This window comes from Mesobacillus sp. (assembly GCF_057785455.1).
The window spans coordinates 463,962-477,516 of the sequence record NZ_JBYNSB010000012.1 but is presented as its reverse complement, the minus strand read 5'-3'; the positions used below and the strand labels follow the sequence as shown (position 1 = coordinate 477,516).

Genomic DNA, 13,555 nt, shown 5'->3' with positions numbered 1-13,555 from the left:
ATTGTATTTAAAGGAGACTAGTAAATGAATGTTCTTATCGTATTCGCTCATCCGGATGGTCGATCGTTAAATGGGGCACTTAAAGATATAGCGGTTGAGGTGCTGGAAGAGAACGGTCATAAGGTGTTGGTTTCAGATTTATATGCAAAAAAATTCAAGGCAATTGCTGACCAGGATGATTTCCTTGTCCTGAAAAATACAACGCGTTTCAATTATATTTCCGAGCAATACCACGCGTTGAAGAATAATACCTTCTCAGCTGATATCGTCGAAGAGCAAAAACTCGTCACCTGGGCAGATTTGATTATCTTTCAATATCCAATGTGGTGGACGGATGCTCCGGCGATTCTGAAGGGCTGGTTTGACCGGATTTTTTCATACAGCTTTGCGTATGGGCCAGGGAGATATGATGAAGGCAACTTAAAAGGGAAAAAGGCAATCGTATCCGTGACACATGGAGCGGAGGATCTTTCAGAGTACGGGGAAACCGGAATAAAAGGGAAGGTCGAAGAACGATTGTTCAACATCCAGCATGAGAAGCTCTACTATTGTGGAATGACCGTACTCGATCCCTTTCTATTCCCGGCGGGCGCGGATGAGGAAACGAGAATGCAGTACATAGAAGAATGGAAGCAGCGACTCATGACATTGAAGTAAGCACGGGGACGTATCTCGTGCTTCCATTTTTTTAGCGGAAAGTTATTTTCCCCTAAAAAAGGAGCAAAGGGTACGTCCCCGTGATCCGATATATTTAATATAAATCGGCAAGGAGGGGCGCGGATGCTTAAAGAGCTTTGCCCGAGGTGCGGCAGCAGGATGATGGAGGATGCAGCTGAGGCGATTACGGAGTGTTCTGATGGGTCGCTGGAAATAGAGACAATTTATCCTGCCTGGGTGTGCAGTGAGTTCTGCGGGTATTATGAAGAAATGGGGAAGCAGTGCAATGATAGATGGATTAAAGGAACTTAATTTTAATAAAGTGCTTAAGGTGAAAAGTAAACAGGGAGCCTATTCGGTCAGTGAATACTTCGAAAATGAGAGACACCAGATAGAAGGTTTTTGTACATCATGTGAGGAAAAAAACTGCCATTACTCTATTAAAAATCCTAAATTCAAGCTGTCCACGGTGTCACATGGCACACATACAGCTGATTTTATTGAAGCTCAAAAGGGCTTTACTGTTGATACTTCAACATGGCATGAACAGCCGGTGATGTTTGTCTTTGAAAGTCCGGCAGGTGAGGACCAGAAATATACGCCTTTTACATATAATGAAGTGACGAAAAAACCGGTTAAGGAATGGTACTGGATTCATAAAGAAAAGGATCGATACATCGAGTTCCCTGAGAAATTTGAGAAGGGGAAAAATTACGGCAGCCTGGTACTCAGCATGATTAATACTTTCAAGCTGAAAAACGCCTATATTACCAATCTCGTTAAATGCGGACTGAACAATGATGCCGGCCAATTCAGAGGGCTGGCCCATTTTTCAAATGAGTGCATCATGAATTGTTACGAAACGATTTTGAAAAAAGAAATCGAGATCGTGCAGCCGAGGGTTGTGTTTGCTTTTAGTAAAAGTGTAAAGAAGTGGCTGAAAAAGCTGGCACCTGAATTGAAGGTCGTCTATTTACCACACCCAGCTGGCCGAGTCGAGAATAAAGCGCAGAAACTCTATTACTTTTGGGAAGTGACCCAGGGACTTTTTGATGCCGGAATCATTAGCCTTGAAGAAGTTGGAGAGCTTGGGCAGATGTATGTCCTTGGGGGAAGAAAGTGAAGCACGGGGACGTATCTCGTGCTTCACTTTGTAGAAGCACTGGATCCGTCCCCGTGCTTCTAAAAAAAAGCCAAGGGTAAGTTTTAACCTAAACACCAGAGGGAAGGCATACTAATAGAAAGTGAAAATGGAAAATCGGGAGGTGGAAGAGATGAGCTGGCTTTACAGCAAGGCGATGGAAGAGTTCAAGAAAGATGCCGAGCGGAAGAAAGCGGACTATGAAAAAGTGAACATGAATAACAATAAAAAATGATTTATTGGTTAGCCCGTACTGGCTACCGAATTTATTTTAAATCCAGCTGCCAATTTGGCAGTTTTTTTGTGCAAACAGTGTTAGTGGAAAATGAAGGGTTCAACCGTTTTTATAGAAACCTAAAGTGGAAGGAGGGGAAGCACGGGGACGTATCTACTGCTTCCAATTATGAAGGCACCCCACTTGTTCAATCCAAAGTAATGAAAAAAGAGAAGCACAGGGTACGTCCCCGTGCTTCCATCAGTCTGCCTTCTCGATCCTTATGATGTATTTTGTTCTTGGAAGGTATTGAATTTTATATTCTTCCCCCATCACCACGTCCACTGGAAAAATGGTATGGGTGGTGTAGGTTTCCCCGGTTTTAGCTGTGTAAAGATATTCTGTTGGCCCGCTGGATTGTCCATAATCCCGATCTACCTCATATTCTCCAAGTACAATGACTTCTTTAGATGGCCCCTGATCCATATACGTTAAAGCATCTTTGACACGGTCAGCCCAATCATGTCCCAAAAAACCATAAGCCAGCCCAAAAAAGATAACAGAAAGCAGAATCGCTGGTAAAATCAATCCCCTGGGTTTATGCGCTTTTTTAGTTAAAATCATATAAATGCTGCCTACCGAAACGAATAAACCCAAAAGCAGAAAAGCGAGACCCCATATACCTGTGAGGAACACTTCCCTCATGAAAATCACGATAAACGGTCCATTCCCTTGATCCCAATACGCGAAAAATTCCATGGTCATGATAATAGGTGCGATCATCAAAAATGAAACCGATAATCCAATTGAGATCCATACAGCAGGAGATACCCTGCTTCTTTTTACAGTTTCGATAGGCTTCTTCCGTTTTACTTTCGCCATAATAGCTCCTTAAAAATATGATAGTTATTCTACGGTGAACTGCCTTGCAAAGTTTCAGAAGCACGGGGACGTATCTTCTGCTTCAACTGTTTGATTGTTATTTAAAGAATTATCTGGCAACAGACACAAATTATGTGAAGAGCACTTCACATAAATTGTGAACGGGAGGGAAGCACGGGGACGTATCTACTGCTCCCATTTATAGTGAAACCACATTGAGATAAAACCTATATAAACGGAAAGAGAAGCACAGGGTACGTCCCCGTGCTCCTATTGTCCACTCCAATTTTCTATTTGGTGAATATGATATTGAGAGGTTTTTATATTCATGATGACAAGGGAGGGCTGAGGGCCGTGAGCAAACAGAGGACTAACCAAACTTTTTCTAACCGGGTATTAAGGGCGGAGTTTGATGATAATTGGAGTGCATCGATTACTAAAAGTGGCTATGTTAAATATAGTGCGCTTGAAAATAAGGCTAGAGTAGATTTAATACTTTCTGATGGCACGACGAGGGTCGCGTTGTTCCCGAGGAACGGTTATGTGCTGGTTGGCGGCGGGGGAACGAGCCACTTCAGTAAGCCGCATATTGTAATAACCTAAAGTCAAACAGTAGATGAAAAATGAATCTAGCTGCCCGCTAGGTTCACTTTTTTTGAGGAAAAGGACTGAAATCATACGCAAAAAGAATCTTCGTCCAACCTCAGGACAACCTACCATTAGGAGGGATCGTCTTGAAATTCCGTATGCTAATCATGTTTACTTTCATCTTTTTTCATGTATCAACCACCATAAGCGCAGAAGCCCCGCTGACAGCGGCGTTCATCCGCGACCACCAGCTTTGGATCAAAAAGGGAGAAGAAGAAATCCAAATAACAAAGAATCGATATGTGCATTCTCCGAAATGGTCCTATGACGGCCGGTTCATTGCTTACATAGATGGGGATGAACAGGGTGAAAAATCGGATTTATACATTTATGATACGAAGCAAAAAGATAGCTACCAGCCTTATGTCCGGGTTGTAACGTCCGACTTCAAATGGTCCCCGGTGAAAAATCAATTGGCGTATACCGACCAGGGGTTACTGAACGTGACAAAAATGAAGGATGGCCGGCCGCTCGGGTTTGAGAATGTTTCGCTGGGGGTGAGCGGTTTTGAATGGTTTCCAAATGGGAAAGAATTCATCGCTTCGTCGCAATCTGCTCTGCGTCCAACTGGATGGGGTCCGATCCCTCTTTATAAAATTCCGGTTGATGCCAATCTAGCCTCAGAAAAAATGCAGCATTTTTATACGATAAAAACCCATGAACCTGATTTATTTGCTATCTCTGCCGGCGCCTTTAAGTGGAGCCATGATGGCAAGTGGGTCAGCTTTATCGCAGTGCCCACTGCCTCCTGGTCGATGGACAGCAATACATTAGGTGTCCTCTCCAATCAAGGCGATCAATTCCAGGTTGTCGGGAAAATGCTCGGCTACAAAGAGTGGGTAAAGTGGGCACCAACAGCCAACCAGCTGGCTTATATCTCAGGCGAAGGCAGGTTTTTCGTGGAAAACAAGAAAACGAAAATCGCCGACATCCCGATTTTCAGGGAACAAAAGGAATACACACCAAGCGGTTTCGTAGACCTTGGCCTGGAGTGGTACACAGAGGCAGAGGTAATCGTCGCCCGCGCCAAAGAAAACAAGGAATGGACTGAAGGACCGGTCCCAACGATGTTCACAGCACTTCACTCGATCAACATTAAAACAGGAGAGCAAAGGCAAATTACATTTCCAGAGAAGAATGATTTGGACGAGGATCCGCAGGTGGTTGGGCAGCATCTTACCTGGGTTAGGAGGAATACCAACGGTAACCATAGAAATGTTTGGGTGCGGGAAGGATTGAGCGGGCGGGAGCATCGATGGATTAAGAACGTTGAATCAGCCCCGGAATTTTTCAAATAAGCAGGGGGACGTATCTGGTGCTTCCTTTGGAAGCACCAGATACGTCCCCCTGCTTCATGTTATAATACAACTACATTAGTCAGAAAGAATAGGTACCAGGCATGAAGAGGAAATTAATGTTTATCGGAATTGGCTTTATTGTTATTGTTCTTTTATTCGCGGGTTTATTTAAAGTTACGAAACTGCGGACCTTTCAATTTTTTGGCGGCTTAACGTACGAGGCTGAAACGGAAGAGAAAGTGATTGCTTTGACGTTTGATGATGGCCCGACGGAGAATGTGGATCAGCTGCTGCCTTTACTGGACAAGTACCAGGCTAAGGCAACATTTTTCCTGATCGGCAGGGATATTAAAGAACATCCTGGGGAAGCTAAAAAATTGGTGGAGGCAGGGCATCAGATCGGCAATCACACCTATTCACACGAAAGAATGGTGCTGAAATCTCCTTCTTTTATCAAAGAGGAAATTGAAAAGACAGATGAGCTGATCCGGAAAGCAGGGTATAAGGGGGAAATCGACTTCCGGCCTCCTTATGGAAAAAAGCTTATCGGATTGCCGTATTATTTGGATAAGCACAACCGGGAAACCATCATGTGGACATTGGAACCGGAAACGTATTACAAAAATCCCGAGGATAAAGTGAAAAATATCCTAGATAACATTAAACCAGGGTCGATCATCCTGCTGCACCCAATGTACGATAAAACCGATGGGACACTCCGGGTGGTCGAAGAAATTTTACAAGAACTGACGAATGAAGGATATACCTTCGTGACTGTCGATGAACTCCAGGAGTATAATGCAGGTAAATAAAAGGGGACGTATCTCGTGCTTCCAAAGGAAGCACAAGATACGTCCCCTTGCTTTCACTTTTTTGCAACTGAAAAATAGGCTGTAATCCAGGATGTGATGGGAATAACAAGGGTAACGCCAATGCCGGCGCAGAGGATCGTGATCATTTCTGCGCTGAAAATCTTCGAATTGATAATTTCTCCTGTTGAATAGGACAAGTCTTTGAACCAAATCAGCAATGCGAGATAACTTCCGAAGAAGGCGAAGAATAGGGTATTGGTGCTGGTCCCTAAAATATCCTTGCCGATGCTTAATCCGGATTTAAACAATTCATGCCTGCCCATTTGCGGATTATGATAATGAATCTCGCGCATGGGGGAGGATATTGCAATGGCAGCATCCGTAATGGCCCCGATCGTGCTCATGATGATAACCGATGCAGCGATTTTAACAAAGTCAACGCCAACATACAGGGAGAACATGCCAAGCTCCTGAATCTCTTCTTCCCCAAAGCCCTGGATCCTGGCCTGATCCGATACGAAAAATATAAAAATAAGCAGGATAACAGTTGAAATCACGGTCGAGATGAACGCTGTTTTTGTTGTATTGTTCACTTCACTAATGTAAAAGAGATTGATCATGCTGATGAAAATACACGCGATCAAAGTCAATATAATAGGATTGATTTTAGGGTCGTTCATGAGCATGACGGTGACAAAGATAACGCCGAAATTGAAGAAAATAGCTAAAAAAGACCGTACTCCTTTTCCGCCTCAATAAGGGCCATCAACATAAATAAAATGGCGGCTAACACCACTAGAGCATTCATAATCCAGCCCTCTTTCTATTAATAAAAAAGATCGTCACATAGAGACCGATTGGTATGGTCAAAACAATTCCAATTCCGCCAGCCAGTGCCCTCGCCATTTCAAGGGAAAGATTCATCGAAAGGGCAAAGCCTAATGGAGAACCATTTTTAAAATAAAGAATCAGGATGGGAATGGATCCGCTGATATAGACAAAGAACAATATATTCGTCATCGTTCCCATGATGTCTTTTCCAATTTCCATACCGGATTTGATCAGTGCTTTAACAGGTATGTTGTTATTTTTTTCGTACATATTGAAAATGGAAGAGGACATGGTAATGGCAACGTCCATGACAGCTCCAAGCGATCCAAGGAACAGCCCTGCGAGAAACACCATCCGATAGGGACGGGTTATAAATTGCAGTTCTTCGTATCGAAGCCCTTTTTCCGAGGTTAACCAAAGGACCAGCCAGACGATGAACAGAGAAGCAAAAGTTCCCAGGAGGGTCGAAATAATGGCGGCGTAGGTTTTTTCATTCAGGCCATTAACGAGTAACAAGGAAATCACGGTAAAAAGAACAACACCAATGCTGCAGATCAGCAACAGGCTCCAATTGGGGTTACTCAGATAAACATCTAAAGCATAGGATAACAGAAGGGCGTTGATGACCAAGCTTATAATCGAATACAGGCCTTGTTTCCTTCCGACAATCAATAACACAAGTACAAACGCCCAGGCCACATACACCAGATATTTATCACGTTTTACGTCTTTTATGGTACCCTGTAAATCTCCTTTTTCATTGATGTTCGGTTCAATGTCAACGAAAAGTTCATCTCCAGCCTCGAATTCATGATCGTACGCTTTGGAAGTTGAGTATTCGTTAACCAGGTGAATGGTCTGGCCTTTTTCTTCGCCATTTTTTATTACTGCAATTAACCGCTGGGTGAAGAGAGCATCCTTTTTTCCAAGCGGCGTTTCCAATTCCGTTTTGTCCACCACTTCTGTTCCTATGACTTTTGCTATAGTACGTTCATACAGGAAATGGTTGTTATGAACAAACGCTATGGTCGCAACAATGAAAAGGACAAACAGGGACAACACAAATATTTGTTTGTAAGACATCCTTTTAAATACGTTTTTGAACGGTTTCAAGTTAAACCTCCAGAATGGATAAAGTTAGAACTTTTAGCGGCGATTAATAAATCGGGTTTCAGCCATGAGTAGAGCAAGGCTTGCCAAAAATAAAAAAACACCTTCGTAGAGTGAAGATGTGCATTCAAATACATAAAACTTAATGAAATCCTTCCATTCGCCAACCCTAGCTAAGGCTAACGGGCTTGTTTGATTGTCCGCCGGCCTGAGGACGTCTTGGGTGTTACCGGGCAGCAGTCCATCATACTGAAACAGCCCAAGCGGCGAAATAGTCAACGCTATATTAACAGTAACGTTTTTGGCAAGTCAAATGGAACCTTGTGCATGAGGCAATAGAAAGGTTCATTCAAGAGTTTTTATAAATATATGTTGGTAAAATCATACCTATTGTAATATGCTTATCATTCAATGTTTTTTTGGTTTTACCAATGTAAAACGGTTAAAACTATCCAATGACATATACAACAATCTCTAGATATGGAGTTGATTAAATGAGCAAAACCAAGGGTAAAAGCGGAACAGGAAGAGGAACAGGCAAGAAGGGATGGAACCGCTGGCAAGCTAGCGCCAACAAAGCAAAAAGTGCCAAACCCTACAAAAGCAAAGGCGTCAAAAATTCAGATGGTTCCAAGACGAGTAATGAAGACTGATATAGACAATTTTCAGAAAACACATAGAGTTGAATCTCTACGTGTTTTTTTTGTGAAGAATGGGAGCACGGGGACGTACCCTGTGCTCCCGTTTGTTTAAGCACCAACAAAAACATTTGATTGACGATAACAACTATGAAAAAAGAAGCAGCGGGTACGTCCCCGTGCAGCAGGAATTATAGACAATTTGTTGAAGACTTAATCTAACAGAATATTTCGCGAGCCGAAAAAAGGAGGATTCATGACAATGCAAAAGAGACCGGAGTATGGTGATTTCCCGTTAAAGGCCTATGACAAGATCAGGTATGCGGATACGGATCGTCAGGGTCATGTGAATAACGCGCTGTTTTCAACGTTTCTGGAGACGGGGAGGACGGAGCTTTTATATGCAAAGGAGCCGCTGCATGCTGAGAATGCCTCATTTGTGATAGCGAGCCAGAAGCTCGATTTGCTTTCTGAAATCCGGTGGCCTGGAAAAGTGGACATCGGTACTGTCGTGACTAGAGTCGGCAACAGCTCCTTGTCATTGTTTCAAGGGATTTATCAGGACGGAAAGCTCGCTGCGGTGGCGGAAACGGTCATTGTGCAAATGGATGACCTCACAAGAAAATCCAAGCCGCTTTCACAGGAAACGATTGAGCAGTTGAAGCAATATTTAGTTGAAGTTCAATAACATAACTCATACCGCATAAATAAAGGAGAGATTGTCTTGGAATTGAATGATGTCATCCACGGGCACAGGTCGATAAGGGAATATGAAGATCGGGAAATCAGCCAGGACCTGCTGGAGCAGATTTTAGAGGCGGGTATTCGCGCGTCCTCAAGTGGCAATATGCAGACGTATTCGATTATCGTCACGAAAGACAAAGAGCTTAAGCAAAAATTATACACTGCCCATATGGAGCAATCAATGGTGGTGGATGCGCCGATCCTGTTAACCTTTTGTGCTGATTTTAACCGGATGAGGAAATGGCTTGCACTCAACGATGCACCCGTCCATTTTGATAATTACATGAGCTTCATGATCGGGGCGATTGATGCGACTCTGGCGTCGCAAAACTGTGCTTTGGCTGCTGAAAATGCGGGACTCGGCATTTGCTATATGGGCTCGACGCTGGCGAATTGTGATCAAATCGGCGAACTGCTTAACCTGCCGCCAAATGTCGTACCCGTTGTTGGTTATTCATTAGGGTATCCGGCAGAAAACCCTGCACCAAGAGACCGATTGCCGATGCAAGGGCTAGTCCACTACGATCAATACCGTGATTATTCAGATGAAGATATTCTCGAAATCTATCAAGATCGAAATAAAAAAGGATGGGACCGCTATATGGCCTTCCCTCATCTTAAAGAAATGACAGAACGCCTGGGATTAAAAAATCTTGCGCAAATCTATACAAAAGCCAAGTATACGAAGGAATCGCACCAGGAATTTTCACAAACAGTGCTGAAGTATTTGGAGAGGCAGAACTTTATGAATAATGGATGATAATGAGGAGAACTATTTTTGGTAAAAAAACGTCTCAACCCGCAATAAGTGGGTTGAGGCGTTTTATTTTGGATTAATCTTCCATAGGTCTCAAGTCTGATTACAAGTTAAAGCCCCAGCCTGTTAAGGGATATTCAAGATTCCCTTATGATTAATTCATAACCAACTGGAGGCGATATAGTATGAAAAAAGTGATGGGATTTGGATTGGCAGCAGTATCTGCCGTTTTACTATTGTCAGGATGCAATAATACAATTTTTGCCCGTGAGAAGAGCGATGATGAAATCGTGGTGGAGAAGGATAAAGCGAAAGAGCTTGAGGTTGTTCTGAATTTAGGCGCCGGGAAAATGGATGTTGCAGGCGGTAGCGATGAGTGGGTAAGTGGGAACGCGATTTATGAACCGGAAAAACTGAAGCCTGAGGTTTCCTATGACCGGGACGGAAAAGTCGGCAAGGTGGAAATCGCCCAGCCGGATAAGTTTAAAATTAGCAAGTTCAAGAACGAATGGGACCTGAAATTAACCGAAGATGTTCCAGTCGATCTTGAAGTAAATACCGGAGCATCTGAAACCAATCTGGATTTGCGGGGAATCGAGCTTTCCACCCTTGAAGTCAATGCAGGAGTTGGGGAAATCACGGTGAATCTTAGCGGCGACTGGAAAGAAAGCTTTGACGCCAGCATTTCATCAGGAGTAGGAAAGATGACCGTCATTCTCCCTAAAGATACAGGCGTAAGAATCAAGGCTGAAAAAGGCATCGGCTCAGCATCTTTTGAAGATTTGATCTCAAAAGGTAATGGGGTTTACGTAAATGAAGCATACGAAAATGCAAAGGTGAAGATTGACCTGGATGCAGACATCGGTGTGGGCGAAGTAACCTTTAAAACAGAAAAGTAGCAGGGGTGAAGCATGGGGACGTACCTCATGCTTCCATTTTAATTTACAATGCGTTTGAGTATCGAGAAAACAAAAAGAAGCAAAAGAAACGTCCCCGTGCTTCTAAACAGCTTGTCATGATTGGAAACCATTGCTCATAAACTCTATCAAAAGGGGGGATGGAGTTGACTCACGTTTCCAACAGAGTGGATTATTATCAGAAAGACAAATGTCTTTTAAGCGCGAATGTGAAGCATTGGGAGCAATATATTGCCGCGCTGCGGGCCTGTAATACTGTGACGATCTACAAGAAAGAATATATGGTCGACAAAATCAATATGGTTCATGACCCTGCAACGATCGTGTTAAAGGTCAACGTTGAACCGCTTAGATTTTATGAGTAAGAGTATCCTTCCGGGGTACTTTTTTTCTATGTTCTTTCGTGAAATTACTCCTTCAGGAAACGTGAATGAGGCTGTTCTCTGTAAAGGAATATTTACTTTTTTAACTCTTGATAATACACTTCAAGCAGTTTTTCTACTGGGATATTGTCTATTGTCATTCCTGATATGTCACTATCCGTAATTTGCAGGTTCCTTAGATTACTGTTACTAATTTTAGTTCCTTGAAGGTCACATCTTTCAAAAGAAAGCGGTTCTTTGTCATCTCCAAGATTTGTATCGATAAAGCGAACCCCTCCCAGAGTAACTAACCAAATTTTGCTGTAAGAAAGGTTTAAATCCGCATAAAATGAATGTTTCAAATTAATGTTTTGGAACTTTGAGTGACTAAGGTTACAGTTACTGAAATGAATATTCGCCAGGTTACTGTTACAAAAAGAACTTCCTTCTAAATTTACTTGATAACACTCTGTTTTTTCCATATTGCAATTCTCATATTGAGTATTTGAAATGTCTTTATTATCGACGAGGTTCTCGATATCTATTGGACTTTGTTTTCTCTTTATGTAGCAATATTCATCTTCTGTTTCAAAGGTAGTCCGATAACCCATTTTCTCGTAAAAACGGTGGTTATTAACTTGTCTGCTGGATGTCTCAAGATCCCAAGTTCTTACAGTTGGAAATTCCTCCTCTATTAATTCTATTACTCTAGAACCGATCTTTTTTCCTTGATAATCTGGGTCAACGAAAATACGGTCAATCCTTCCAAATGACTTACCCGTTATGGTGACTATAATGCCGCCAATAATATCTTTGTTATATAGTATTTTGTAATAAACTAATTCTTCAATCATATATTTAGTCATTTCAACCGAAGAATAACCTGGAGGCTGGATATTGTAATCGATGATTTCCGGATTTAATAGCCATCTTCTTGCTTCTTCATCGAATGTCTTTTTCATTATTTCTGTAAGCTTCCCGGCATCGGAAATGACTGCTTTTTGAATAGTTATCAACATTTAATTCTCCCTTTACATAATCTAGATAGGCTGCCCTCTATTTGGGGAAGTCCTTGGTTAAATAATACCATAATAAGTAAATAGTTCTTTTTCTGTTCAAAGGCAACAATGTTTACGAAAAGAGCCTTTTATAATGATAAGCATGCTTATTTCCAATGAATGTAAGAAAAAACAAAACTTTTTCAGGCCTCAATCGTATGAAAGATAACGAATTCTTCACTGGAGGTCCGGTCCATATGGAAAAAGCTATGAAGAACATGGAAAGATATACGCAAATTTATTCAGAGCTAAGGGAAAGGTTTCGCTGGAAGGTTTCCGATCAATCAATGTTGATGATGGTGGCATCCTTGTATATTACAAACAATCGCAGTTTTGATATTGAAAGATTCGATGACACAGCGGAATATATTAAAAATCAATCCGGCTTGTTTTCGCCTTTACGGTCTCAGTCTCGTTTTACTTTTGCAGCCATGCTCGATACAAAATTTGACAATCCCAAGGAGATGTTTCCGCACTTTATGGCTGCTTACGATGAACTGGTGTCAGCGGGATTCAGCAGAAATATTTTTACCTATATTGCCGCCATGCAGTTGGCTCCATCAGATGCAAAAGAACTGCAACCCCTTTCCACCAGAGCAAGAAGCATCTACAAGAAGATGAGGGAGGAACATTTATTTTTGACAAGCCACAGCGATTATCCGCTTGCAGCCACGTTGGCACAAAACGACCGCCCGGATGATGAATTGATTTTTCATATCGAAGACCTATACAGCAAGCTTTCGCAAAATGGGTTCCGGAAAGGAAATGATCTGCAAAGCATGAGCCATATTCTTTCGCTGCATGAAAACAGCTCTGCAGATGATCTGGTTGCGAAAGCCACAGAAATATTTGATCGTATGAAAAAAGAAGGGATTAAAACGAAATCGATGTTCTATCCACAAATTGCTTTGCTGACCTTTATTGAAAAAGGAACCGATAACCTTTCAGAAGTAAAAGAAATATGGGAGCAGTTGAACGCGGAAAAACCTTTCAAATGGAAAAAAGACATCAATTTCATGATGGCCGTTACGTTCGTAGTCAGTGACAAAATTGAAGATTCAGCCTTGCTTCAGACCAATCTTTCAACCACCATCGAAACATTGATACAGGCCCAGCAGGCAGCTTCGGTCGCAGCTATATCAGGAGCCGCTGTGGCATCGTCTTCAAGTGGGGGAGAATAGACGATTTGGCTAAGCGCAACAATGGCTGTAACTATACTATAAGCATGCAACAATTTAGCAGGAGGAAAGAAATTGGTACTTACTGTAGATAAATAGACAGTTACCGGAGATATAATTGTAGTAACCGTAGATAAATCCGAAGTAACCGTAGATAGAGCAGCAACAACCGTAGATAAATCCATAGTTACTCATGAAAAACGCAAATTACAAAACAATCAATAAAAAAATCCGGTACATTTCCTTAAGGATGTACCGGATTTTTTTATTGAAGGATCTTAATCAAACGTTTGATTAAATTGGGGAAA

15 protein-coding genes and 1 pseudogene are annotated in these 13,555 nt (G+C 42.1%); 12 read left to right on the top strand and 4 right to left on the bottom strand.

Translation table 11 applies throughout. The annotated features are described in order from the left end of the window. Window positions 1-24: 24 nt before the first annotated feature. The 3 genes from AC3EBE_RS04880 to AC3EBE_RS04870 all read left to right on the top strand — a co-directional run bounded on the left by AC3EBE_RS04880 (window position 25) and on the right by AC3EBE_RS04870 (window position 1,780). Window positions 25-657, top strand: a complete 633-nt coding sequence (locus tag AC3EBE_RS04880; RefSeq protein ID WP_488593881.1) for an NAD(P)H-dependent oxidoreductase — start codon at window positions 25-27, stop codon at window positions 655-657. 123 nt (window positions 658-780) lie between these two features. Further along, the gene (locus AC3EBE_RS04875) at window positions 781-969 is read left to right on the top strand and encodes a hypothetical protein (RefSeq protein ID WP_488593880.1); all 189 of its coding nucleotides are present in this window, start codon (window positions 781-783) and stop codon (window positions 967-969) included. Continuing rightward, window positions 944-1,780, top strand: coding sequence for a uracil-DNA glycosylase family protein (locus AC3EBE_RS04870; protein WP_488593879.1), 837 nt, complete (start codon window positions 944-946; stop codon window positions 1,778-1,780). The genes AC3EBE_RS04875 and AC3EBE_RS04870 overlap by 26 nt, the downstream gene beginning before the upstream one ends. Window positions 1,781-2,273: 493 nt before the next feature. Here the strand turns inward: AC3EBE_RS04870 and AC3EBE_RS04865 are convergent, their stop codons facing one another. Next, complete coding sequence (locus tag AC3EBE_RS04865) at window positions 2,274-2,894, bottom strand: hypothetical protein (protein ID WP_488593878.1); 621 nt, start codon at window positions 2,892-2,894, stop codon at window positions 2,274-2,276. A gap of 354 nt (window positions 2,895-3,248) precedes the next feature. Between AC3EBE_RS04865 and AC3EBE_RS04860 the strand changes: the two genes are divergently transcribed. The 3 genes from AC3EBE_RS04860 (at window position 3,249) to AC3EBE_RS04850 (ending at window position 5,652) form a co-directional block, all read left to right on the top strand. Then, window positions 3,249-3,497 (top strand): hypothetical protein, encoded by a 249-nt coding sequence (locus AC3EBE_RS04860; RefSeq protein ID WP_488593877.1) that lies wholly within the window; start codon window positions 3,249-3,251, stop codon window positions 3,495-3,497. Between the two features lie 131 nt (window positions 3,498-3,628). Next, window positions 3,629-4,840, top strand: a complete 1,212-nt coding sequence (locus tag AC3EBE_RS04855; RefSeq protein WP_488593876.1) for a TolB-like translocation protein — start codon at window positions 3,629-3,631, stop codon at window positions 4,838-4,840. Between the two features lie 101 nt (window positions 4,841-4,941). Further along, window positions 4,942-5,652 (top strand): polysaccharide deacetylase family protein, encoded by a 711-nt coding sequence (locus AC3EBE_RS04850; protein WP_488593875.1) that lies wholly within the window; start codon window positions 4,942-4,944, stop codon window positions 5,650-5,652. A 53-nt stretch (window positions 5,653-5,705) separates the two neighbouring features. Here AC3EBE_RS04850 and AC3EBE_RS04845 read toward each other — a convergent pair. After that, window positions 5,706-6,460: pseudogene (locus tag AC3EBE_RS04845) on the bottom strand (YibE/F family protein). Then, the gene (locus AC3EBE_RS04840) at window positions 6,457-7,596 is read right to left on the bottom strand and encodes a YibE/F family protein (protein WP_488593874.1); all 1,140 of its coding nucleotides are present in this window, start codon (window positions 7,594-7,596) and stop codon (window positions 6,457-6,459) included. Before AC3EBE_RS04840 ends, AC3EBE_RS04845 begins: the two are co-directional and overlap by 4 nt. Before the next feature lie 491 nt (window positions 7,597-8,087). On the opposite strand from AC3EBE_RS04840, the gene AC3EBE_RS04835 reads away from it, so the two are divergent. The 5 genes from AC3EBE_RS04835 (at window position 8,088) to AC3EBE_RS04815 (ending at window position 11,014) form a co-directional block, all read left to right on the top strand. Next, window positions 8,088-8,246, top strand: coding sequence for a DUF3934 domain-containing protein (locus tag AC3EBE_RS04835; RefSeq protein WP_488593873.1), 159 nt, complete (start codon window positions 8,088-8,090; stop codon window positions 8,244-8,246). Between the two features lie 247 nt (window positions 8,247-8,493). Continuing rightward, the gene (locus tag AC3EBE_RS04830; RefSeq protein WP_488593872.1) at window positions 8,494-8,919 is read left to right on the top strand and encodes an acyl-CoA thioesterase; all 426 of its coding nucleotides are present in this window, start codon (window positions 8,494-8,496) and stop codon (window positions 8,917-8,919) included. 36 nt (window positions 8,920-8,955) lie between these two features. Further along, window positions 8,956-9,735, top strand: a complete 780-nt coding sequence (locus AC3EBE_RS04825; protein ID WP_488593871.1) for a nitroreductase family protein — start codon at window positions 8,956-8,958, stop codon at window positions 9,733-9,735. 182 nt (window positions 9,736-9,917) lie between these two features. Beyond that, window positions 9,918-10,631 carry a toast rack family protein gene (locus tag AC3EBE_RS04820; protein WP_488593870.1) on the top strand — a complete coding sequence of 238 codons (714 nt, stop codon included), beginning with the start codon at window positions 9,918-9,920 and terminating at the stop codon, window positions 10,629-10,631. A 164-nt stretch (window positions 10,632-10,795) separates the two neighbouring features. After that, a complete protein-coding gene (locus AC3EBE_RS04815; protein ID WP_488593869.1) occupies window positions 10,796-11,014 on the top strand; it encodes a hypothetical protein in 219 nt (72 codons plus the stop codon). A gap of 92 nt (window positions 11,015-11,106) precedes the next feature. Here the strand turns inward: AC3EBE_RS04815 and AC3EBE_RS04810 are convergent, their stop codons facing one another. Then, a complete protein-coding gene (locus AC3EBE_RS04810; protein WP_488593868.1) occupies window positions 11,107-12,030 on the bottom strand; it encodes a GNAT family N-acetyltransferase in 924 nt (307 codons plus the stop codon). Window positions 12,031-12,266: 236 nt separating this feature from the next. Between AC3EBE_RS04810 and AC3EBE_RS04805 the strand changes: the two genes are divergently transcribed. After that, window positions 12,267-13,250: a DUF4003 family protein gene (locus AC3EBE_RS04805; protein ID WP_488593867.1), complete on the top strand. Its 984-nt coding sequence runs from the start codon at window positions 12,267-12,269 to the stop codon at window positions 13,248-13,250. Window positions 13,251-13,555 lie beyond the last annotated feature (305 nt).